Below are 25,101 nucleotides of genomic sequence, written 5' to 3' on the forward strand. Positions count from 1 at the left end.
TATTCGTCCTACTTCTTAGCCATTAGCGTGTGCTGCGCTGTTGGCGATAATGTAAAAGCCACACCTTCGGTGTCTAAAGTAACGGTATTCGGTGCTATCGGCATACCTGGGCCTACGCGCGCTGGACCATTGACGGCAATGACATCGCCCGCTTTTAAACCAGCCGTAACTGCACGGAAGCTGCCATAGCGCTCACCGGTTGTAACAAGTTTATATTCAAGCACATTGTCTGCGCCGACAGTCAGCACAAAGCGGTTTTTCAAATCAGTACCAATGGCTTTATCAGGCACAATAACTTGCTCTGTAATATCATTTGCCGCTAATTTGATCCGCGCAAAAGAGCCCGCACGTAATGCCGTATTTTCATCAAATCGTGCGCGGACACGTAGCGTGCCTGTTGCAGCATTAATTTGGTTATCAATAAAATCGATATATCCGGTGTGCGCAAATGCACGTTGACCCACTTTCTGCATCACCACTTGTTGACGATCCGCCGCTGTTACTTCTTCAAATGCGCTATTCCAAGTGCGCTCATCAACATCAAAGTAAGCATACATAGTTTGATTTGAGACAATGGAAGTCAACACACTTTGTCCTGCCAGCACGTTATTGCCCTTGGTAATGTTGGCACGGGAGATCACCCCATCAATCGGTGAGCGGATATCAGTAAATTCTAAATCTAAATTGGCAGCGATAAGCTGCGCTTTTAAAGCCGCAAGTTGTGCTTCACGTTGGTGTAACATTGAAGTACGTGATTCTGCTTGCTCTGTTGAAATCGCTTTGCGCTGCGTTAATCGCACCGCTCTTTTTGCTTCACTTTGCGCTTGCGATAATGCAGCCTCTGCGCTGACAACCTGTGCTTCTAAACTCGCTACCACAGCCGCATAAGGGCGGGGATCCAGTTTAAACAGTAAATCGCCTTGCTTTACAATATCGCCTTCATTAAAGGCAATATGCTCAATAACCCCAGCCACACGCGGCATAAGGGAGACTTCTTCTGGCGCTTCTAAACGCGTGGTGTAGGTATGCCAGTTTTGCACAGGCTTGATGATCACCGAAGCAACATCAATTGGTTGAAGATGTTGTTGGCTACTTTGTTGGGCTGGCTCTTCAGCACAGCCGGCAAGGGCAAGTGATGCCCCTAAAACTGCAATGGCTATTAAGTGTTTGTTCATGACGACGCTCCTGTTGGTGTATTTTTTCATGGTACGGAACAAACATGCGGACAAAAACCGTAGATTTTTAAATTCATTAATGCCAATATGGCATCAATTAAATTTTGGTGAGTAATTAATGGATACCACGAGTCGTTTATTAATGTTGTTAGAAGTGGTTGAGCGAGGCTCATTTGCCAAGGCAGCAGAAACCCGCAATATTGATCGCTCAGTGATCTCAAAACAAATAAGTCGTCTCGAAGATGATTTAGGGGTACGTTTACTGAACCGCACCACCCGCTCATTTTCGCTGACCGCCGCTGGTGCCGAGATGGTAAAAAAAGCCAGTGAATTACGGCAATTACTCGGCGAAACCGTTCGTTTAGCGGAAAATTATCACCAAGAGCCGCGCGGGGTATTAAAAATAACCTCATCAACCATTATCGGCAGGCGTTATCTACAGCCCGTTATTAATGACTTTCAAAAACGCTTCCCGCAAGTAGAAGTTGAATTACGACTTGACGATAAACTGGTTGATTTGGTGTCTGAAGGATTTGATTTAGCTTTTCGTGTTGGTGAACCCAAAGATTCATCACTGATCGCGCGCAAAATTGCCCGCAATAGATTGTTGATTTTGGCCGCTCCAGAATTCATTCAAACCTATGGATTGCCAACAAAAATAGAAGATTTAGCTGATTTACCCGCGGCCAGTTATTCAAGCACCTCGTTACGCGTTGAAGGTATTCGCTACGTGGATCAATACGGATTACCGCAAGAGCAAAAAATTAAAAGTGTGTTTAGAGCCAATGACGCTGAAGTACTGCTCGATAAAACCCTTTCCGGCACCACTTACGTACTTGCACCGGCATTTATTATTGGCGATGAAATCAAACAAGGTCGATTAGTGCCTTTGTTAACCGACATCAAGCTGCAAGAATACAGCGCCATGTACGCCGTATATCCGCATCGTGATTTACCGGTAAGAACACGGTTATTCTTTGATGCAATGCGTGAACATCTAGGCAAAGACACGCCACTTTGGGAAAGTAATATCCCAGAGTTTGCGCAAATGTATCAAGGTGGTTAAGAAACCGGGTGTGATAGTCTCCTCCCACTTCGGCATCAATGTACCTTGATTGAATTTTGCGTGCATGCACAGTGAAAAGTATAAAAACAATAAAGCGTACAGACGCTATTTAGTCTTAGTCATCTTCAATTAATTGATCAATGTCTTTTAGCATAGCAGCAAATTCAGCGTTGGCATGCTTAAGCTGTTTTGCCGTTAGAGTAGCCCGTAAATTAATTAAAAGCTGAACATAGCGCTTTGAATTATCGGCATCTAAACGGATTAGCTCATCACTCATAAACGCTTCACGCTGAGTGATCACCGCTGATAATTGGCTGATAAACTCATCGCGACTCAGCTGAGCATCAAAAAACACCTGTGTAAGTTTATCCAGTCGCGTTTGCTTATAAGCCTGCCATAACAAAAAGGTGCTCTGGAATTCACTATTGGCTTGTGTGATCAAAGACACTTGCTGATCATCAAGAGGTCCAAGCCAGTCTTTATAGGTATCTAACTGACGTTCAAGGCGCTCTTGCACACGCTCAGAGGCAGTTTGTTGATTAAATTCATCAATATCGTCCGCCATATCTTTTGCTATAGCGTCAACAAACTCTTGCCGCTGTTGTTCTGATAAGCTCAAAGCAAGTGTTATCAAGTCATCTTTAACGTACCACACTAACGATTGCCAATGTGCTTTAGCACTTTGAAAATGCGCCAGTAATGCTTGCTCTGAAGGGTTCTCTGTTAACAGTTCTTGTAATGACAATAAATCCTGCCGATACAATGGCAACTGAGTTTTCCGGTGCCAGTCTCGGCTTTGTTTTATTAATGCTTTCGCTTGCTTATTTTGTTGTTTAGATAAATCGACGTAATCATCAATCCAAAATGCCGATAGCCAGCCTATATTATTGTAGGTAAACGTCGCAGAACAGCCAGATAAGGCTATTAACAGTACTGCAATCACCGCTACTCTACATTTCAAAATCATGTTTATTATAGACATTTTTATTTTTCTTACGATTTTCTATAACACTACGTTAATCAACTTAATGGTCGCTGTAAATGAAGTAGTTAAAATAAAATTAAATAAATAGAAATAATTATCATTTAACTGTTGACATACAATTAGATCAAAGTAATAATCGTTCGCATCAACACAGAATAACCCAACACTTTAAGCTTTCGCTTATTGTATGAATGGCAACGTACCGACCTCAGTGCCCTAGGGAAGATTGCCAGTAAGGATGCTGGACCTTTATAACCAAGCCAAATTCAGCGTTTCTTGAGGTGGCTTGGGTATATTAACGTGTTGATGGAGATAGTGACGCTCCGGTATTTTTACTTACTCGACCCAAGTAATAAAACTTTAAGATCACATTTACTTGCTACATTGCTCATATCGGTGACGGTTGATATGAATCCAAAAAGCCCCTCTGGGGCTTTTTTTATTCCTTTAAATTTTCTGTAATATCTGTATCTTATATGCATTCTTTATCATTTATAGTGTGAAGCTGGGCAATTGCGGTTGTAAGAACTAATATTAAACAGTAACAAACTGATAGGAGGTATTGTCATGTGGCAGCCTAAGTTAAATGTATTGTTGATGGTCGGTGCACTTAGCATCAGTGGAATTGCTCATGCGGGGCTTGAAGAAGGGATCCGCGCAGCCAACGAAGGACAGTTTGAAGACGCACTTAAAGAGTTTCGTTATCTTGCAGATAAAGGCTATGCACCTGGCATCTATGAACTTGGCCAACTCTATGAAGGGGGTCATGGGGTAACGCGCGACTATCATAAAGCCGCTGAACTTTACCAACAAGGCGTTAATAAACAGCACGTTGACTCAATGTTTGCATTAGCTGTGCTTTATCAAGAAGGTAAAGGCGTAAAACTTGATAAACAAATGTCAGTAACCCTATTTAAACAAGCAGCCGAGAAAAACATGCCAGCGGCACAGTTTAACTTAGGTGTGATGTATGCCAACGGCGATGGTGTTGCGCAAGATTATAAAGAAGCCATAAGATGGTATGAAAAAGCCGCTGGCAATAACTATACATTGGCACAATTTAATATGGCGCTAATGTATTTTGAAGGCCATGGGGTCGAAAAAAACATCGAAAAGTCATATATATGGAACACTGTTGCTGAATACAACGGCAATTTAGATGCAAGCCATAGCCGCAAGTTGGATGAACGCAAACTAATGCCTGCGCAAATTGCAGAAGCCAAAGAAAAAGCCGATGCCTTGTATGAAAAAATTCTAGCTGGTCTCTATGCTGGTGAAGACAGAATGTTTTAATTATCAGCTTCACAGCCTGTACTTAGCGCCCTTATGGGCGTAAGTACAACCATTTTAATATTTTCATTAACAGTTTATTCTGCGACAGTAACAAGCCTAGCTTAGGGTTAAAACCACCGGTTTTTAAAGTATTACGCGCATGGCTAAAAGTTAAAAACCCTTCTCTGCCATGATAATTCCCCATCCCTGAGGGACCTAAGCCACCAAATGGCGCATCATCAGCCGTCACCTGCATTAATGTATCATTAACTGCAAGTGTGCCACTTTGAGTGTGGCGTTGAATATACGCATTGGTTTGTTTATTTTGCCCCATTATATACAAGGCTAATGGCTGGGGGCGCTGGTTTATATAATCAATAGCTTGGCTGAGTTGTTGGTAAGTCACGATGGCGAGAATTGGCCCAAACAGCTCTTCTTGCATCAACTTCATGTTGTCATTTACATCCGTGACAATATGTAAGCCTAACCGATGTTTATACGCATCACTTTGATTTTCATCTAAAGGCTTAATTATTTGTGCGCCCTGTTGCTGCGCATCAGCTAATAAATCAATTAAGCGTTGAAAGTGATGAGCATTGATAACTGACGTTAAGTTTTTACCCTCAACGCCTAATTTATAATGCTTTTTATATAAACCACACAGGCTTTTCACTAATTGATGTTGTAACTTGTCAGGCACTAAAACATAATCTGGTGCGACACAAATTTGCCCTGCGTTAGTCATTTTACCAAATAAAATGGCTTTCGCCGCCTTATCTATATCTACTTGCTCAGTAATAATAACTGGCGATTTGCCACCTAATTCAAGCGTTACAGGTGTCAGGTTTTTACTGGCTGCGGCCATAATATGGCGACCGACAGCTGTCGAGCCGGTAAAAAATAAGTGTGCAAATGGCAAACAGCTAAACTGTTGACTTAATTGCGCTTCACCTTCGATCACCGCGCAATGTTGGCTAAGCTCGCCAATAAATAGTTTTTTGAGTACTTGATTGGTGTGCGGAGTAAACTCACTGACTTTTAATAATACTCGATTACCTGCGGCAATCGCGGTGATCACTGGTACTATCGCTAGCTGAATTGGATAATTCCACGGCGAAATTACCCCGACAACTCCTTTGGGTTGATAGCTTACAGCGACTTTCGAGGGAGCTAAACTCATTCCCGCTTTACGGGGCGACTCTTTGGCCCACTTCGGTAAGTGTGCAATTGTGTGACTGATAGTTTTGCTGGTAGGTAAAATATCACCCAGCACGGTATCAAAAGCAGTACGAAAGCCAAAATCTTTCGAGCTTGCAGCGACAAGTTCAGCTTCTAAAGCCAAGAGCGTTCGTTTTAGGGATTTTAATAACTGGATCCGCTTTGATATTGCTAAATAAGGCTGTTCATTAAAATGCTGCTGCATTTCATCAAACTGCGCTTTTAACTCTGTGTTGGAGGCTGTAACAGTGTCAGACAAAAGCATACTCATAAACAAAGTAAAGATTCAGTCACTATAACTGTGTTTCTTAAAAGGGGCAAGATACCTCATTATTGAGGTGGCTTGGGTATAAAGAGCGCTATCAACAAACGAATAGCGCTCCGGTTGGGTAATTTATAGCAGTTTAGTTAGAAACCAAATACCGCGGCAGCCAAGGTCATTGTTACCAAGGTGATCAACACTATGGCTATTAAGTTGAGTACAAAACCGGCTTTGATCATATCGCGTATCTGAATTTGCCCAGAGCCAAATACAATCGCATTGGGTGGGGTTGCAACAGGCATCATAAATGCACAGCTACACGCAATCGCAGCGGGAATAACCCAAACCAATGGCGAACCTGTGACCGACTCAGCAACAGGGCCAAGTAATGGCAAAAACCCAGCAGCGGTTGCCGTGTTACTGGTGATCTCAGTTAAAAAAGTAATTAACGTAGCAATCGCCAGTACGCTCAGTAGCAATGGAATAGCGCTGGCGCCTTCAATCATATGCGCAATGTACTCAGCCAAGCCCGATGACTTAATTTGTGCAGCAAGCGTTAAACCACCGCCAAACAATAATAATACGCCCCAAGGCACACCAGCAGCGCTTTGCCAATCAAGAATACGCTCGTCACTGCCTTTATTGGCCGGTAGTACGAATAGTAATAACGCGGCGGCAATGGCAATACCGGTATCTGATATTTTCAATCCCGTAAAATCAGCGAGCAGTGGTCTAAAGATCCAACAAATTGCAGCGAATAAGAATACCCACAGCACGCCTTTTTCTGCGCGTTGCATAATGCCCAACTCTTTTAACTGCGAGCCAAACAGTGATTTGGTATCCACTTTTTCAGTGCTTTCAGCTTGTTCGTCCACTTTATAAGCAAACTTAGTCAGCCACAGCCAACAGATGATCAACATCGTCAGTGACAATGGCACCCCCACTATCATCCATTGCGCAAAGCCAATTTCGATTTGATAACTATCAGACAAATAAGCAGCCATTAGGGCATTTGGTGGTGTGCCAATCAAAGTAGCAATACCACCAATGCTGGCACCATAGGCAATAGAAAGTAATAATGCTTTACCAAAGCCGTTATTCTCTGGGTTAGATTTTTGTACTAAATGGGTAATAGACATAGCGATCGGTAACATCATCACTGCCGTTGCGGTGTTTGACATCCACATCGATAAAAATGCAGTCACTAACATCATCGCCAAAATTTGCAAACTCGGTTTTGAGCCTGCGTACAGCATAGTGCGCAGTGCAATACGTTTATGTAAGCCCCAACGCTCCATTGCGATGGAAATTAAAAAGCCGCCTAAAAACAAGAATATTAATGGGTGCGCATACGGTGCTGCGACACTTTTTATCGCGGCAATATCAGCCAATGGCGAAAACACCAAAGGTAATAATGCGGTGGCAGGAATTGGTACCACTTCACTCACCCACCACGATGCCATCCAAAACGCTAATCCAGCAGTACGCAGTGCTGCAGTACTCATGCCGGTAGGTGGATCTATTAAACACGTAAGTAACATCACCGCAGGGCCCAATAACAGCAGCAACATCTGCATCTTAGGGTTTTTGTCAGATTTATTGTCTATAATTTGTGTGCTCATATTCAACCCCTTTAAAATTTATACTTTAAGCCAAGGGCTAAGCTACTATCCGTTTGCTGTTGCAAATCTAAGTCGGTATAGAATAAGTACGCGGTGGTTTGTTTATCAAATAAATAATCCACACCTGCAGTCCACTGGCTGCCCTTAGTACTTTGACGAATAGTTGAGTCATCACTGGCAAACTGCAGTTTTGGCTGCCATTTATCAATGCTATAACTGGCGCTCAACACATAGCCATTTCCTGATTTAGTGCCATCTACTGACTCACTGTGCTGATAAATAGCGCCTAGTTGTAGCTCATTTTTCTGCCACGCGCCAACAATACGACTGGCGTTGATATTATTGAGTGAGTCAATATGGCTGATCGCCACGTAATAATTTTTATTTTTTAAACCACGGTCACCATAAATTAACGTAGCGGCATAGCCTGCTTCATTATTGGCACTGTCATCCTGCAAAGCATAGGTCAGTGATAACTGAGCACCCGCAAATGATTTTGAACTATACGTTATGGTATCACCCAGGCGGTCTTGGCCGGGTAGTAATTGCGCAATATCGGCTTGGGTTTCATTGAAGTTATCAACTTTACCTTCTGAATACTTAAAGCGTGTATCGTTTCGACCAACCACCACTTCACCAAAATCCCCCGCTAAACCTAAATAAGTATTACGGGCGCTAAATGGCTCATCTGTATTATCGTGCTCAAAGCCTTTTACTTGCACTTCGTATTTAAAGACCGCTTTTAACGAATCAGTCAGTGCATGTTGCCCTTTCACACCAATGCGTGAAAAAGGCGCATCGATTTGCGTTCCTTTTTTAGCATAGCGCATTGTGCCGTTGTCAGTATTCGCTATTTGCACTTCTGCTTTACCATAAATGTCATACTCTGCGGCATGAACACTTTGTCCAAGGCAAGCAACTGCAAGGCTCGTGGCAACAAAAACAGGGGTTAGTTTTTTGTCTATTATTATCATTGTGTGCCCTTATTATTAGGATCATTTGTTGTTCCCGCTAATAAAGGCAAGTTTACTGCCAATTGCTTTTAAATAATTAAAAACAAATATATTCAATAACTTAATTTTCAATGCAAATTATACTTGCAATAAAGTGTGCGGAAATCCACACACTTTAAAACCGCCTTTGTCACTATTCCCACCCATGTTAATCAGTAAACATATCGCGGTTAAGCGCATATTTACTCATTTTGTCATACAACGTTTTACGCGCTATTTGTAAGGTATTCATGGTATCTCTAATACTACCTTGATGGCGCTCAAGCGCTTCTTCTATTAAAGACTGCTCATAAAAGCTTACTTTTTCCGCCAAGCTTAAGTCCTGCGATAATTCATTCGTATTACTTTGGCTGGGATTAGTAAATGCTAATTCAGCCCCTAATAACACCGCGCGCTCTGCTTGGTTTCTTAATTCTCTAACATTACCTGGCCACTGATAACTTAATAACCGCTGTAATATATCGCTGCTTAATGGTGCAGGTGGTTTGTGAAAACGCGTTGCCGCAATAGAGCTAAAATGTTTGAATAACAATGGAATATCAGCTTTTCTATCGCGCAGCGCAGGAATGCTTACTTTGACCAAGTTGAGGCGATAATATAAGTCAGCACGAAAATCGCCTTGTTCAACTAATGCCAATAAATCAACTTTGGTTGCCGCGACGATCCGAATATCTAAATCAATAGCGTTATTCGCCCCCACAGGAGTGACTTTGCGCTCTTCTAACACCCGCAGTAATTTAACCTGTAATGAGGCTGGCGTGCTTTCTATTTCATCTAAAAACACCGTGCCCCCTTGGGCAAACTCAAATTTACCTTGGCGACTTTGTGTTGCCCCTGTGTATGCCCCGCTTGCTGCGCCAAACAGTTCGCTTTCAATTAGTTGCTCAGGCACAGCGGCGCAGTTAATTGCCACAAAGTTACTGTTTGAGCGGCTGCTCTGATCATGTAAAAAACGTGCCACTAACTCTTTACCGGTGCCAGTTTCACCTTCAATCATAACATCGGCGGGAGTGTCGATCACCGCATTGAGCAAATGCATCATTTGCTGCATTTGCACGGTTTCCCCTAAGATCCGCACGCCTGGAGCTGAGGTTTTTTCTACTGCTAGTTTTAAAGCACGGTTTTCCATCACTAAAGCACGCTTTTCACATGCTCTGGCGATGCAATCTAATAACTGCTCAGTAAGAGGCTTTTCAAATAAGTCGTAAGCCCCTAATTGCATTGCTTTAACAGCCACCGATACATCAGCAAATCCAGTGAGGAAGATCACCGGTAATTCACTATCAAATGCTTGAACTTGCTCTAAAAAAGCCAGTCCATCCATTTTTGGCATATTAATATCACTGAGTACCACCCCGTTAAAGCGACGATTGAGTTTTGAAAGCGCGCTGACAGGTTCATTAAAGCACTGTACTTGATACCCTTCTAACGTCAGCAATTGGTTAAGTGAATCGCGGATCATTGCTTCATCGTCAATGACAATAACCTGTTTACAGTCAATTGCTAAGGTATTCATAATGCTCCTTTGGTATTTGCTAAGGTAATAATAAATTGCGCCCCACCATGAGGGCGGTTATGCGCAGTTAAACAGCCATTAAATGAATTAATAATTTGCTTAGAAATAGATAACCCTAAACCAAGGCCATTAGTTGACTTAGTGCTGTAAAAAGGCTCAAAAATTGTGCCTAGCGCGTGCTGCTCGATGCCTGGACCGGTATCTAAAATAGACAGTTTGACACGGCCATCGAATTGTTCGATTTCAAAGCTTAATTCACGTTTAGGGCTGTGCGCCATGGCATGACTGGCATTGGTGATCACGTTGACTAATACTTGCTCAAACTTAACCCCATCCACCCACACTTTTATTATGTCAGCAATCTCAGCATGTTTAACAATAACATCGTCGTGCTTGAGCTGGGCAGAGGCGATCACCATGGCATTTTTTAATAACTGTGCAAGACTTTGCTCTCGCAGTTGTGTTTGCGCGGGCTTACTAAAGTGTTTTAATTGACCAACAATTTTATGTACCCGTTCGATCAACGATTGCACAATAACAATATTTTCAGCCGCTTGTGTAATATCGCCTTTGGCAATTAAGCGTTTTGCACTGACTAAATAGGTACTCATGGCACTCAAGGGTTGGTTAATCTCATGATTAATACCGGCACTCAACTGACCTATGGTTGCCAGTTTTGCGGATTGCAATAAAGCCGTTTGCGCTTTTTCGAGTGCGTGAGTGCGTTCAATCACTTCTTGCTCAAGACTATGGCGTGAATAGAGCAGCTTTTTGTAACCCGCAAAGCGGGCCATCAAGCTATAAAAAACCATTAAAGCCCCAGCATAAATAACGGCTAGCCAAACCAGCCGAGGGAATTGCTCAATATTCACTGATGAAATATCCACCAACACTGTCATTTGCGCTTCAAGGCGATTGATCGCAGCGGTTGCGGGCACATATCGACTACGTTTGTCGGCTGCATTTATATGCAGTAAAGGAATGCCCTGACTATTGGTTTGCTGTGCATCTATCACTTTAGGCATATAACCTAAGTAGCGGCGGCTGGTAGTAAAGTATTGCTGTTTGGCATCATTAATGGGCTGTATTGTATTTAAGCGCCATGATTTAATGTCTGATATAGCAATTACATTATCGGCTAAGCTTAAATAAAAATGGCTTGCCAGTGAGGTATTGAGTAATTGGCGATCGCTCTCAAATTTCGACACATTCACTTTTAATACCACCACACCAATTACGTCATTATCATGATAAACCGGCTCTGAAAAATAAATGCCCCGCTCGTTTGAGCGTAACCCCAAAGCAAAATACGCGACTTTCTCACCTGCCAAGGCTTGATAAAAATACGGCCGAAATGCAAAGTTATTGCCAATATAACTATAATCCAACTGCCAGTTACTAGAGGCAACAACATCCCCAGCGCGGTTGAGTACATAAACATCTGACGCGCCACTGGCGCGTTGTATATCGGCCAAGTAATTATTAATCGGTTGCACTGCTTGCTTTTTATCGCTAATGAACGCAGTGAGTAATTGGTTATCAGTCACTAAATGGGGAATGGCAGCAAAGCGAGCAAGTTCAGTATCAAGGTAGTGAGTTAATTGCTTAACTTGGCGCTGTGCTAGCTGTTGTGCTTGTGTTAAATCATAGTGTCGACCAAATAAAAAACTAAACAATAACAGCACGATTAAAATGGCAACAGCCAGTAATATTTTTCGAGGAAAACGCAGCATGATCAACCAAGAGACGCATTGCTACGCCTCACTAATTTAAAATTTGATTTGATAGTGTACCGAGTATTCACCGCCGACACCAGCAACAGCGCCATCTGTGACTCTTGGATCGTACACACTGTAGTGCTTATCTAAAATGTTATGGGCTTTGAAGCTGAGCTGACTTCGCGCTGAAAATTGCCAGCTAACGACGGCTCCTAGCAACAAATACGCTGGTTGCTTAAAGCGATCCGTGCTGGTTTGCACATTCACCTCGTCACGCCACACACCATTAACGCTCAACATCCATTGTTCATATTCATAGTTTGCTATAACACTGGCAAAGCGTTTGAAAGTGGGCTTCATGGGTGTATCAAAATACTGGGTATAGGTCGCTTCCAATGAAAAATCGTCATTCAATCGCAACATACTATCGAGCTCAACCCCACGGTTGGTATCATCTAGTTGATTTGCAAAAGTAAATTGAGTATTGTCTGCAGACATAGGCACGATATTGATAAAGTCGTGTAATTGGTTATAAAAAAATACCGAATTAACATGCCAATCTTGCCGTTCATAACGCCACACCAGCTCGGTGGTTTTAACGTATTCAGAGGTTAAATTTGGGTTACCTATTGTCACGTCATCGTTAGAATACAATTCATTGGTCACCGGCGTGCGAAATGATTCGCCATATTGTAATTTTAAAGTATGCGCTTCAACAGGTTTGTAAATCGCCGCAATACGGGGTGATAAGTTACTATCTAAGTCTTTAACGTCATCAAAACGTGCCCCTAAAAATAGCGAAAATTGCTCGGAGTAAGGCACTTTGATTTGCCCATAAATACTGCGGGTTTCAAAGGTCGCTTGCAAACTCTGAAATGGCGCATAATTACTGATTGTAACAATACTTCCTTGATAAAACGGATCCTCAACAATAATTTCACCGCTGTTTACATCAAAATAATTACTCCGCACATCCGCTTTTTGTTGCTCTGCATGGTTATATTCCAGCCCCGAATTAAATAACCAGCCATTGCCAAATTGATGGCTGGCATCCAAATTAATCGTTAAGTCACTGGTATGCCAAGCAGGGCCAACGAAAAAGTCATAATTTGCCAGCGGCAGGTTATCAGCTGCGGCGATTAATCCCGCGCTTTGTATTTGATGGTGAGTGTAGGCAACTTTTGCAGAAAACGTACTTGTATCAGTATCAATCCAATCATAGCTTACTGAGATAAAAGCATTTTCACTGCGATGCTGGTTATCCTCAGAGTAGCCACCAAGGTTTAAAAAATCATTCAACTCAACTTGATTGTAGCGCCCTCTCACAGCAAACTTATCGATATTTAGCCCTGCTTCCAGATAACTGGATTGCAGTGGATCTCTAACGCCTTGCGAATAACGCTCCCCGTTTTTGCTATTGTAAGCGCCATTAGCAAATAGATGTGTTTGCTGATTAACTTGCTGGCTAAGCGAAAATGCAGCGCCTACTTGACCAACATTGCCCACAGCCACCGACAGTTCATTATTTTGGCTTTTAGTCACTATGTTCATCACCCCTAAAAACGCATTACTGCCATAGAGCGCAGAGCCAGGGCCACGAATAAATTCAACTTTATCGATAATCTCAACCGGTATAAAAGGCATATAAACGGATGCTTTGCCAAATGAAGATTCATTCAAACGTTCACCATTGATCATCACTAAGATATTGCCGCTATCAAGGTACACACCGCGAGCATGATCTTTTGGCACCGCGCCAACCCAATCACCACGAGTAGATTGCATACCAGGGACAAAATTCATCAGTTCAAACGCATTATTAACGCCAAGCAAAGCTATTTTTTTACCATTGAATACGGTGATTGTTGAAGGAGCTGAGGCGAGAGTTTCTGGGGTTTTTGAAGCGATATCAACGTGAACTTCTAGTAAATCTTCAAAGCTCAGTGTAAATAAATCATCCGCTTCCGTTGCCAATAGAGGGGCTGTGTAAATACACAAAAAAAGACACGCAGTTTGCTTTAAAGTCATTACGCCGTTTTACACCTATATTTCTTATTAGAATAGCTACATTTAAAATAACGTAGTATTTACAATATAAATACAAATGTGACACGGCGCGAGAATTTTTCTCTATTAATTTTATAAATCTAGGCTGTCGCTGTGGTTTGCTTCGCTTTTAAATATTTATATAAACCTATTAACGAGGCAGCAATCCAAAATATTTCAATCACAAAACTTGCTAAATTAAAGTTATAACAAAGACTTATAAGTAACAAAATAGCGCCAGATAAATTCATCATATTATATAAAAGCCCTGTTGGTGTGGCCTTACCCAGTTGCAGCATAAAAAAAGCGCCAACCACTAAAAACGTACCAGTCATACCAACAATATCAAATAAAAGTGCAATCACGGGTGTCCCCTATCCTTTTTAATCATACCCAATAAACTGGCCCAATCCATGGGGAGGGTTGTTTTCAATCATTGAAACAGCAAACCGAGTAAGTTTAGCAGGGTAGGAAAATTGCCACAGGATAAATGTCCGCTATTAAATTTGAATGCTACTTTTAGGAAATCAAAACTTGATAAATAGCCGATTAATGTCGCAAGTGGTACTTTCGTTATCAAAACTGATAGTCAGCTCTTTATCTGATGAGCCAGCGACAAGTGCAACCGACAAAAAGTTAGCAATCGCAGCTTGAGTAACGCCATTTTTACCTTCTGATACCGAGTAATATTTAGTCGAGCTTCCAATATTACAAGTAGAATTATCGACTTGAAATGTAAGTATAAACCCTCCACTTGCTACCGGGTAGATCCTATCTACTTTTGAAGTATGCCAAGTCTCTGCAGCTGAAATTTTTACTGCTAAAAGCATAAGACTGAAAAATAGTAAGCTTTTCATTTTTTACCTTTGATATTTTTTAAAAAATTATATTGTTCTATGATCGAGATAGATTACTTCCCAGCCGATCAATCCATTAGCTTTCAGCATTTTGTAATTTAGTTAGTGAAAAACTAAATTACAGTCAACAATATTGATCAATCTACAATGGTCATTTGATATATTTCACAATTACTCGTCAAATCAATAACTCTGCTATGAATATCTTTTTGTTGAGCTTGAGCAGAAAGCATCATACTTAGTTGTGCATTATTGTTTTTACTTATCCAACAAGCGCCTTTACCAAAAGCAGCTAGATCAGTCGGACATGGCTCACAGTGATTCAAACCATTTTCATCTACTATTTTTAACATTACCCAATCACCTCTATAGCTAAGGTTCTTAATCATCCCTGAACTAATTGGATCTGATGCAGCACTCATAAAACTCATAAAAAAATTACGCCCAAAAACCATTTCATATCTTGTCCTAAATTTCCTACTAATAATTACAATCTGAATTTTTCGATTTCACCCAAATATAGCTATTAAACTTTAATTGTTTTTTAATATATTACTTTTATTAGGCTTATTTAGCCTTTGAGTAGTACAGATGACTATCTATAAATACAATAATTCATATAAATACCCACATTAAATTTTAACTTTGTGTATCCGACAAAGGCCTGATGCATTTTTACTTTGATCAGTTTGAATTGTTACATAACCGTTAGATACTTTCGCAGTAAGTAAACTACTATAAACCAGCTCCTTATTTGTACCGCTATGCGGTAAAAAATAATTTAAACCACAATCACTTGGCGTGCTTGAACCAGCCTTAAGTGTCACCCATACTCCGTAAGTGTCACTACCATTTACCCATAATTCTATGCTATTTATTTGACCATATGCATTAGCCCAGCTAGTAGCTGAAGAAAACAAAGGTGTTAGCCCTAAAGCTAATAATATAAATATAGATAAAAGTTTATGAATCACACTTTTCATTTTATTTCCTTATTAATAATCACTAATTGCTCGGCATTAGTTTTTAGTTAGCCTATTTTTGGTAAAAATAAATACCGCTTCCAAAAGTATAAAACCTCAGACGCTAGTCAATCTTTGAAGTTAAATTATTCTAGCCTTCATACATAGCAACAATTTTACACGTTTTCTCATCGATATTTATTGAAACTGATTTATCTCTAGCTTTCACTGATAACAAGAAAGCATATTCTTTATCAAATGTATCACGGCTATTATCAAGGCAATACCTGTTTGGCCAAGCAGGATAACAAGTACAATCTGTTTTCGTAGAGCCCTGCTGCCCAATTGAAATTGTTTTACCATCATAACCAAAGGCGATAATACCTAACTTTCCATGATGCCAATCTGCTAAAGCATAATTTGGTGCTGTTAATATTAGAAAAGTAATTAAATATTTCATTCAATAATTCCTTTTTTAAGTGTGTTGATATAGGTATTCCTTTGGAAAAATAAATGCATTATCTTCATTTAATTTAATATCACTTTAAAAATAAACCTTATAACATAAAAGGCAAGAAGCAAGGCCTGCCCTATTCATGGAGCTTATGTATTCCATCATTGAATCCATACTTGTGAAATAACAGGGTAACCATTTTTACCACCTTCACTACACCCTTTCAATGCGAGTCTAACTTCAGCTTTAGTGGCATAAGCTGTTAATAAAGCTGAAAACATATTTTTATAATGAATTTGTTCACCTTGAGTTAAATATAAATAATCTGTATTTGAGCATTGAGCAGGATTGTCTGCACTTTCTTGTACTATTAACATTCTAGCTTCTTGTATCCGGATTTGATTTATAGAGCCAATACTCCAGCCATCATAGGCTGATGCTTTACTCGAAAATAGTAAAATTAAACTCAGCAACTTATACATAAACATTCCCTAATTTAAAAGTCTTGGTATAAATAATTAATAACTGATGTTTTAGACGAATCACATTCAGGATAACCAACTTGAATTACTTTATTACTATTAGCTGCAGCAAGCAGCAATGCGTAAGTCGCTTTTCCTTGATCGTTATTAAGTTCAAAAAACCAATAACTATTGACAGCTTTGCTCTTGCACTCATCCCCTTTCAAACGAAAAAGAACCTTATTATTATTAATGTAAATTCTTTCTACAAAACCACTTCCTTTAGCCGCATATAACTGTGAACTAAAGAGCCATAAAATTATTATTAAAAACACACGTAACATAATGCCACCTTTTATAGTTTTAAACTTTTAATATACCTACATGTTATTTACAACAGGAATGTCTTGCGTTCCTCTCTAAAATGAGGTGGTACTGCAACCCGAGCCATGAAAACCTACGCGTTTACCTGACGCAAAAGAAAATAATGCCAGTGATAACATTTCATCTTTTACCGTGGCTGTGGGTGGTATATACCCTAAAAATAGTGGTACATTGGTCAATGTTAATTATTGTCACCATTGATATAAATTGAAACTGCACCACTTTCATGAACAAATCCCTTTTAAATTAAAACGCCATTACCGTTTAGTACCTCGCATGAGCAGAACTTGTAGCTAAAAACAGCATTAAACATAATAAAGATTTTTCCATTAAATATCCTTTTAAAAAATGGGAAAGTTGTTACAACAGCCTTTGCTTTGCAGTAAAGGCAAGAAGCAAGACTTGACCCCATTCATTCACGCTGGCAAGACCGGCAGTAAAATAGGTTGCCGCAACACACTATCAGGTCTTGTTTTTTGCCACTAATTACATGAAGGTAAAATGCAAGACCTGACCCTATTCACTTATTCACCTTCTCGGCGTTTAATTTCTATTTTCTGATCTGGAAAGCTTTCCTTAACAAAGTGAAATAGAGACTTAAACATATCTTCAGAATTATTACTTTTAACTTCATATGCAGAAATTACATATTGTGTTTCACCAACAACCCCTGAAATTTTGAATAGTCTATGTCCATCTGAATTTATAATTTCGTAGATTATTGTATTTAATCCACTGTGGAATTTTCTCGATTCATTTTGTAGTGTAAGTCCATTTTGAACTGTAAAATTTTCTATAATCCCATACAGTTTTTCGTCGGAATTATCATTTAATTCAAGAATAATATCTGAATCAGAATATACACCTTCATATGTACAGCCAAAGTTAAACATCATAAAGACCATCAAAAAAATATAAGTAAACGATAATTTAAAACTGTAAAAAGCTCTCAAAATTTATTCCTTATATTATCATCAAGCTGGTTAAAACCCCATTCATATAACTTCATATTTAAAGTGCCCCTTATAGCTCTTGAAATTGGTATTACTCCACCTAATTTAAAACTACCTGTACTTGTAACACCTTCTCCTATTGATTTAACAAATACAGAACCACCACGAACAAATACAGACCTGCTGACATAGCCATCAGCAAAAATATGGTCGGAGTGTGTGATATTATACAAAGTCATGTTTGCATCAATTACTACATGAGAAACAGTTCCACCCGATTGGCCTGCAAACTTAATTTTAGTCTCATTACCGGTTTGAACTTCTTTCGTATTATCCCAACCTGGAGCTGGATTTCTCTTTAACTCATTCCAAACGGCTTCAGGTGTACAACCCTTAGTGGATAATGAACAAATTTCATTATTTAACTCATACCTATGATAATACGGATCACCTGGACTACCACCAGACTGAGTCGGATCTGAAGGCTTTTTATCATTTACCATCCCTAATTCTTCAGGGGTACAACCAGGTCCATTACAAGCCGTCTCGGTTCCATTAAAGCCGGGTATTTCATTGGTTCCATTTTCAGAAGGAGCTTCATTTCCCCCATCCGTTTTAGTATTTCCCTGCGTTTTAGCTTGTTGCTTTTTAGCTTCCAGCCCATCAACACAACCGCCGCCCGCAGCCATATTCAACATACAAGTAACCGCTTGCCCTTGCGCGAAGCCCTTAGCAAAGCCACCTGCAAAATTAGCCATTGCTGTCCCACCACCGTCTATTGCTTTAGCTATTCCGACTGCTAACTTGGCGTATCCATAATAAGAATATGCTGCTAACATCCCCTTCAATACAGTGGCTGCAACTCCTACTACAACTTGTTGGGAAACCATAGCGTTTAACGCCCATATGGCTATAGTCGCGAAAATATACCCACTTGGATCGGTTTTGTTCAGCGGGTTATTCACTACATACGAGTAACGGTTTAAGTTTTGAATGTTCTCTGGTGCTTGCACCATGGGATCTGCTTGTAAAAAACGTCCGAGGATAGGGTCATAAATGCGCCCACCCATGTGCACTAATCCCACTTCATCCATTTGTTCATGGCCGGTAAAACCTCGCAACGTTATTTTACTGGTAAACTTAGCTTGGTCACTAAAATCTCGCGCCCATGTTTTCGCATCACGCCGTGCACCAAACACATCAAAGCTCATGGTTTGTTCAAGCTTACCATTGGCATCAGCAATTACATGTGTTGAACCTAAGTGATCATCTAACATGTAACGTGTTGTGGCTTGACTATTCACCGTCGTCACTAATACTTTGCCAGCAATATAGCGTTTACTCACCCACGCACTTTGCCCTCCGTAGCGAATAAACTCAACATTACCTACGTAGCGAGTTTCTTGAGCTAACGGGATAAATACTGTGATATCACCGTTTAGGATAGGGATTAAACTACCTTTTTCGCCACCAAACTCTGAACGTTTGTAACGTTTACCTGCCCCCGAGTAGGCAAACTCAACCCAATAATCGTCTTTTTTGATGTAAGTCGGTTTATGGAATGAGTTATATACCAGCTCACGGTCATTATCTTTAACCATATTACCAGCAGCATCATACTGGTAATTATTAGGGCGAGACCCTGTAACTTGTGTCACAGCATGTGGGCGACTACTTTGATAATAATAAGTACCCACTCCTGTTTTATAGGTGATATTACCCAACTCGTTATAGCGAATATCGGTACTTGCGCCACCTGAAATACGGCTACTTGTTACACGGTTTAGGCTGTCGTAACCAAAGGTCTCTTTTTTATTTACTACTAAGTCTTGGCGATAATTTAAGTTACCTAGGTTGCTCCAGTCGTAGCGTAAGTTTTGCAATGTACCGCTGCCCGTTGAAACCATGCTGGTTAATAAACCAGTATGAGCATCAAACACTTTGTTACGTGTAATGTGACTTCCGAGTTGTTCTTTAGTGATATTACCAAACGCATCTGCTGCTTTTGCTTGCCAAACCGTTGCATTGGTTTGGTTATCTTTTACAGAGGTTAGGTGCTTGTAACTATTATAAATATACGAAACCGATTTTCCGGTTGCGTCTGTTTCAGTTAATAGTTGACCATTATTATTGAAAGCCCAAAGCTCTTTATAGGTATCACCATCAATAATAGTGTGTTTTTCACGGTTGCGACCAAATGCATCATAATAAAAGCGTTCAGTAAACCCACTTACTTTGTCACTGGTAGTATACACCATGCCTTTAGCATAACTACCACTGTCGTACGTAGTGACAGTGTGATGCTCAAGTTTGTTGTTACGCTTTCGCACACTTTCAATAACACGACCTAACGTGTCATATTTATACGTTATTAAATTTCCGTTACTATCGCTTTCTTGACTAAGCTGGTGATACGCATTGTAGCTGTAGTTAACAGTCCCTTTATCGGGATCAATTACCTGCGTTTTATTGCCATATTTATCAAACGTAACTTTAATTTGGTTACCTTTAGGGCCCGCTAATATACGCGATTTACCATTTTCATCGTATTGGTAAGTGGCTGATTTACCATTAGCGTCGATCACTTTAACCAGTAATCCCATCGCATTTTTCAGCTGTGTATTTTTGTGCCCTGAGGGATTAATGGTGGTAACCTCTTCACCATTGTATTGTGTATCCCATACAGAACCATCGGATTTGGTAACTGATACAACGCGATTTTGTTTATCATACTGGTAAGTATTCCAAGTCGGGGTAGCATTTGCAAAGAATGGCATTGACTCTTGAATTTTACGCCCTTTACTATCGTATTTGTAATCAACATACACATAGTTTCCATTAAGCACGATACTCCCCTCACGCAAGGGGCGCCCTAGTACATCAAAGTAACTTCGACTCGCAGGCGATCCTTCGCTGATAGTTTCTTCATAATAAACCGAATTTGAAGGGCAATGTGACGTGCTTTTACACCAATATTTAGTTTTACTGTTGCTCAGTGCTTGACTACCTGATGTACTGCTATTGTTTGCGGGTGTCGATATCTCTCCCGTTAAACGACCAAGCTTGTTATATGTATAATAAGTACGTTGACCATTTGCTGTTTGTGTATAGCTTTTGCGCCCATAGCCGTCATAACCAATCGTGCTACGATGTCCTAAGGTGTTTTCTTCTCCAGTAACGTGTCGATAGGTACTATCATAATAAGTATGTAAAGTTTTAGTTGGTAAACCTGCTTTACTGACGGTTTCTTTACTGATCAAACCATAACTATTTAAGGTGTATGTTTTGGTCACGCCATTGTCTGCTATCGATTTCGTCAACCTGCCTAAGCCATCATAAACAAAGGTACTTATATGGGCGTTAGTATAATTACCTTTATTACTGCCAGATAAACGATTTAAATAACGTTTGCTTTCTGCTTTTCTAGTTAATCGCCCACCGTAAACACTATAACTGTATGTATTGGTTGAGCTGCTATGTGCATAACCATTACGGCTATCGACGGTACTTGCTTCAGTGATTGGGTTACCAAAATTATCAATAGCCAATGTTTTAATTTTCGTGGCGATAACAGTTTGGTTACTATCATCCGTATTATAACTACGCGTTTCTGTGCGGTTTGGAAAAACTAAGTAAGGGACAGTTGCATTTGCAGTTTTAAAAGCAGTTTCTTGCTTACGATTATAAGTAGTTTTTATCTCTGACTTTAATCGCCAAATATTACTGTTTACAGTGGCCGTAGATAGTGTTGCAACCTTTGCCAAATCCGAAGCTGAAAAGTTATTTACCGACGACATTTGCTTGCTACCTGATGCCATTGTAAATTGTTCAGCATCTGCAATGGGTACTGTTCTAGGAATTTCGCATGCTCTATCTCCCCACTTGCAGTTGCATACCTCAGGTATAATTTCGCATGGATCACCAGGGGAATTTCCACCGCCATCGTCAGAACCACCGCCAGAGCTAGTATCATCACCATAACGTACATAGGACTGAACTCGCTCGGCACTACCTCGATAATCACCATCTTGGCGATAGGTTGTTATAACTTTAGTACCTGTATTATTACTTTCGATTTCTATTTGTCTAAAACCCAACATACCACGGCCAACCTGCACCTTTGCACCGTGATATTTGTAAGTAATTTGGTCGCCCCCTTTGCGCAGTAAACTAACCACTCTCGCTCCCGATTTAACATCGGTAACACGACCATTCCCCCAATTTTTACTTCTTGCATCATTATGTGGAACATACACATTACGGTTATTTAACGTAGAATAAGTGACATGAGTTTTGGCACCAAAACCATCCGTAACCGAGGTTATTAACGTGGCTGCTGCATCTGAATTTTGATAAAGCCCCATCCTTCCAGAAAAAACAAGCTTATCGGGTGTACCATCTCCGGTGACATCCATGTAGGTAGAAAAGTTATAATCTGAACGGTTATCTGTTAATTTTCTTGATGTGAAACCACTACCATTATAAAAATGGAAATAGTCTCCATAATTCTCACGATAGATCTCTTGCACGCCATCACCGTTAATATCAACAGTTTTTAAACTTGGCTTATCATAAGTAAACAGATAAATAGCGCTATTAAAACCATTGCCATTATTAATACGTGCGTACCATTTATTATTGTCATCGCGATATAGAATATCCGCCAACCCATCTCCATTCAACTCAGCAACTTGGATATCTTTTATTCCTGCGGTACTGCCAACAGTTAAAAACTCATCAAATGTATCGTTTCCTTTTGAGATTAATACTTTCCAATATGTAGTCCTTGAAACTCCCTGAGTTGTAACTAATCCTTCAGTCTTTTGAACTTCATTGAGCATAGCCTGTTGTGGAATATCCACAGAGGCTAACATATTAACTGGATTTAATTGGCTACTATTCACTGGAATTAAGGCATAATTAGCATCCAAATCACCATTGTTATGAAGCTCTTCAATCTGGTTCTCTGTTGCTAAGCTAGACTGACTTATTTGTTGATTTGATGCTAAAGGAGCAGATCTTGGATTTACATCACAATCAAATCTATTTCTGCAAGGGGGTTCTTCAATATAAGTTGACAGCTGTACTTTTGCTAAAAAATCGGCGCGGCCATCACCGTTAAAATCCATTGCCTGAAATGTATTATCTTCCTTATCATATGCCAACATAGTTGCACTAGAATCAGCAGGAGCAGATAGATTAAATTTAATCGCCTTTGCCGCTCCACTTGCTAAACCCGTTTTAGTGCCTTTCTGGTAAGATAATTTATTTCCTACAAAGTGAAGTAACTCAGGATATCCATCAGCATCAATATCCATAAAGCGGGTATTATTATCATTACTTGGTTTACTTATTGCGGTTAAATCAGTAAACGAAAAATTCATCGCTGAGGTATGTTTTAAAACTCGCCAATAACTTGAGCCTGATGGCATATACAGAATATCATCTTTACCGTCTTTGTCGTAATCAATGACTTTCCAGGTTTTTCTAAATGATTTGCTTGCTAAGTTATTAAAGCGTTTTTCCGTACCAAAACCACTCCCTGTATTTGGTATTAAATAAAGATAATCAGTTGAGCTACCACGGTCGTTTCTCACGTAAGCAATGTCTGTGAGCCCGTCGCCATTAAAGTCTAAAAATTGATGCGCTTTGTAACGACTATTTCTAGAATAATCAGTGCCAATATCACGCCCAAGCTTCACGCCACCTCTATTTGTCCAATTAAATATAGTAGGTGAAAGGCATTTATTATCATTCGAGCAAGCTTGAACTTGTTGCAATACACTTTCAGTAACCCCTGTACCAATATAGCCATAGGTCAAATTATAACGACGTATTAAATTACCAGAATAATACGATTCAACGTTTTGAAGACGTTTAGTTAACGTAATTTTGTTATCTTTTAAATAAGTTACACGACTTGTATCTGCACGAGTCTGCCAATTAAAACGCACTTCATTACGAGTTGTTGCACCATACCCAGAATACTTAATTGATAATGGGTAATACTCTAAGCTACCGCTTACGGAACCGTAGTTATAGCTATAATAATTTCCAGACGCATCTTCAACGCGCTTTAATGCCCACGCAAACCCCCGGCCATTCGTTGCTTTAATTAATGCATCTTGTGAAGAGCTATATTTCCCGTAAGTATATTTATTACCCTGAGTGTCATAGACAGTAAATGCGTAGGGGCCTGTTGTAGTATTAGCTGTATGCGCTACTATTTTTTGACCATTATTTTGTCGCGTACGATATTCGGTATTATTAGCGCCATATGTCTGTCCTGTTTTTAAAATAAGGCGTTGGCTATCTAAACAAAACATATCATCTTTATCTAAATTTACCGAACTAGCAACCCCATCGGTTTCCATATTTTTTTCACAGCGTGTAATAGCACTTAAGCCACCGATATTAAAACCAACTCCTACATAGCCATTTCTGGGGGTCGAAGAGTAACTTAAGGACACACTAGGCTTAAGACCTCCCGTTGCTTCTCCGAGTGTAATTGGAATGTTATAAGTAAATTCACCACTTGGTGTTACGTTACTTTCAGCCGCAATTGTGCCTACATAATCATTCGTATTAATCGCATGCGTTAAGCCTGCGGCTTGAGCATAATACACTTCTTGAGTATCTTTATTAACTATATCAGCTCTAAAGTCGTAGTTTACATCTCGAACTTCGATTTCATTACCAAAACTTTTGATATCAATACCTATTTTAAAAGGCTTAACTGTTTTATTAGAAACCAACAGCTCATGGCCGAGATTAGTCTGGATTAAAATATCTGGAATACCATCGCCATCAAAGTCACTTCTTAAGCGTTTACCAACCACATCTAATTCATTACTTAGTTTCATAAACTCTGATTTAGACATAGGAACAAGCTGATAGCCTTCAGCAGTTTCTATAATTCGTACATAAGGCATTGATTCAAAAAGCCGAATGCTAACAGGCGCTTCATCGATGGTTGTAACTTGCTTGACAGGTTGTTGATAATAAAGATCACCATTGCTATCTTGCCAAATATTGTTAGTTGGCGTAACTGAACTAGCGTTCCCACTCCAACTAACTAGACCTAAAAAGAGGGTCCATAATCCTTTTTTATTATACATGCTGTTTCACTTTTTATTA

At 40.0% G+C, this 25,101-nt stretch carries 19 protein-coding genes; 2 read left to right on the forward strand and 17 right to left on the reverse strand.

Annotated features, from left to right (window positions below):
* Positions 1–8: 8 nt before the first annotated feature.
* Positions 9–1,175, reverse strand: coding sequence for an efflux RND transporter periplasmic adaptor subunit (locus ACMVDV_RS20555; RefSeq protein WP_416159459.1), 1,167 nt, complete (start codon positions 1,173–1,175; stop codon positions 9–11).
* A 118-nt stretch (positions 1,176–1,293) separates the two neighbouring features.
* On the opposite strand from ACMVDV_RS20555, the gene ACMVDV_RS20560 reads away from it, so the two are divergent.
* Positions 1,294–2,241, forward strand: a complete 948-nt coding sequence (locus ACMVDV_RS20560) for a LysR family transcriptional regulator (RefSeq protein ID WP_304182733.1) — start codon at positions 1,294–1,296, stop codon at positions 2,239–2,241.
* Positions 2,242–2,356: 115 nt separating this feature from the next.
* Here the strand turns inward: ACMVDV_RS20560 and ACMVDV_RS20565 are convergent, their stop codons facing one another.
* Positions 2,357–3,223 carry a DUF6279 family lipoprotein gene (locus ACMVDV_RS20565; RefSeq protein WP_416159460.1) on the reverse strand — a complete coding sequence of 289 codons (867 nt, stop codon included), beginning with the start codon at positions 3,221–3,223 and terminating at the stop codon, positions 2,357–2,359.
* 570 nt (positions 3,224–3,793) lie between these two features.
* Here ACMVDV_RS20565 and ACMVDV_RS20570 point away from each other — a divergent pair.
* Complete coding sequence (locus ACMVDV_RS20570; protein WP_304182730.1) at positions 3,794–4,519, forward strand: tetratricopeptide repeat protein; 726 nt, start codon at positions 3,794–3,796, stop codon at positions 4,517–4,519.
* A gap of 31 nt (positions 4,520–4,550) precedes the next feature.
* On the opposite strand, the gene ACMVDV_RS20575 is transcribed toward ACMVDV_RS20570, so the two are convergent.
* From ACMVDV_RS20575 to ACMVDV_RS20645, 15 genes are all read right to left on the reverse strand, one after another.
* Positions 4,551–5,981, reverse strand: a complete 1,431-nt coding sequence (locus ACMVDV_RS20575) for a coniferyl aldehyde dehydrogenase (protein WP_416159461.1) — start codon at positions 5,979–5,981, stop codon at positions 4,551–4,553.
* Between the two features lie 143 nt (positions 5,982–6,124).
* A complete protein-coding gene (locus ACMVDV_RS20580) occupies positions 6,125–7,600 on the reverse strand; it encodes an SLC13 family permease (RefSeq protein WP_304182728.1) in 1,476 nt (491 codons plus the stop codon).
* Positions 7,601–7,611: 11 nt separating this feature from the next.
* Entirely contained in the window at positions 7,612–8,574 is a 963-nt protein-coding gene (locus ACMVDV_RS20585) for a porin (protein ID WP_416159462.1), read from the reverse strand.
* 187 nt (positions 8,575–8,761) lie between these two features.
* Positions 8,762–10,129: a sigma-54-dependent transcriptional regulator gene (locus ACMVDV_RS20590; RefSeq protein WP_416159463.1), complete on the reverse strand. Its 1,368-nt coding sequence runs from the start codon at positions 10,127–10,129 to the stop codon at positions 8,762–8,764.
* Positions 10,126–11,862, reverse strand: a complete 1,737-nt coding sequence (locus tag ACMVDV_RS20595; RefSeq protein WP_416159464.1) for a sensor histidine kinase — start codon at positions 11,860–11,862, stop codon at positions 10,126–10,128. Before ACMVDV_RS20595 ends, ACMVDV_RS20590 begins: the two co-directional genes overlap by 4 nt.
* A gap of 36 nt (positions 11,863–11,898) precedes the next feature.
* On the reverse strand, positions 11,899–13,875 hold the full coding sequence (locus ACMVDV_RS20600) for a TonB-dependent receptor plug domain-containing protein (protein WP_416159465.1): 1,977 nt from the start codon (positions 13,873–13,875) through the stop codon (positions 11,899–11,901).
* Positions 13,876–13,994: 119 nt separating this feature from the next.
* The gene (locus tag ACMVDV_RS20605; protein ID WP_064665100.1) at positions 13,995–14,258 is read right to left on the reverse strand and encodes a CBU_0592 family membrane protein; all 264 of its coding nucleotides are present in this window, start codon (positions 14,256–14,258) and stop codon (positions 13,995–13,997) included.
* Positions 14,259–14,420: 162 nt separating this feature from the next.
* Entirely contained in the window at positions 14,421–14,750 is a 330-nt protein-coding gene (locus ACMVDV_RS20610; RefSeq protein WP_416159466.1) for a hypothetical protein, read from the reverse strand.
* 137 nt (positions 14,751–14,887) lie between these two features.
* Positions 14,888–15,172: a hypothetical protein gene (locus tag ACMVDV_RS20615; protein WP_416159467.1), complete on the reverse strand. Its 285-nt coding sequence runs from the start codon at positions 15,170–15,172 to the stop codon at positions 14,888–14,890.
* Between the two features lie 210 nt (positions 15,173–15,382).
* Positions 15,383–15,733 carry a hypothetical protein gene (locus ACMVDV_RS20620; RefSeq protein WP_416159468.1) on the reverse strand — a complete coding sequence of 117 codons (351 nt, stop codon included), beginning with the start codon at positions 15,731–15,733 and terminating at the stop codon, positions 15,383–15,385.
* Between the two features lie 130 nt (positions 15,734–15,863).
* Positions 15,864–16,172 (reverse strand): hypothetical protein, encoded by a 309-nt coding sequence (locus tag ACMVDV_RS20625; RefSeq protein WP_304182719.1) that lies wholly within the window; start codon positions 16,170–16,172, stop codon positions 15,864–15,866.
* Between the two features lie 155 nt (positions 16,173–16,327).
* Positions 16,328–16,648, reverse strand: coding sequence for a hypothetical protein (locus ACMVDV_RS20630; protein ID WP_416159469.1), 321 nt, complete (start codon positions 16,646–16,648; stop codon positions 16,328–16,330).
* A 14-nt stretch (positions 16,649–16,662) separates the two neighbouring features.
* A complete protein-coding gene (locus ACMVDV_RS20635) occupies positions 16,663–16,971 on the reverse strand; it encodes a hypothetical protein (protein WP_416159470.1) in 309 nt (102 codons plus the stop codon).
* Positions 16,972–17,535: 564 nt separating this feature from the next.
* Complete coding sequence (locus ACMVDV_RS20640) at positions 17,536–17,964, reverse strand: hypothetical protein (protein ID WP_416159471.1); 429 nt, start codon at positions 17,962–17,964, stop codon at positions 17,536–17,538.
* Positions 17,961–25,082 carry an FG-GAP-like repeat-containing protein gene (locus ACMVDV_RS20645; protein ID WP_416159472.1) on the reverse strand — a complete coding sequence of 2,374 codons (7,122 nt, stop codon included), beginning with the start codon at positions 25,080–25,082 and terminating at the stop codon, positions 17,961–17,963. The genes ACMVDV_RS20640 and ACMVDV_RS20645 overlap by 4 nt, the downstream gene beginning before the upstream one ends.
* Positions 25,083–25,101: the final 19 nt, after the last annotated feature.

The organism is Pseudoalteromonas sp. ASV78, from assembly GCF_047806705.1.
In the GTDB taxonomy this organism is placed as follows: domain Bacteria; phylum Pseudomonadota; class Gammaproteobacteria; order Enterobacterales; family Alteromonadaceae; genus Pseudoalteromonas; species Pseudoalteromonas prydzensis_A.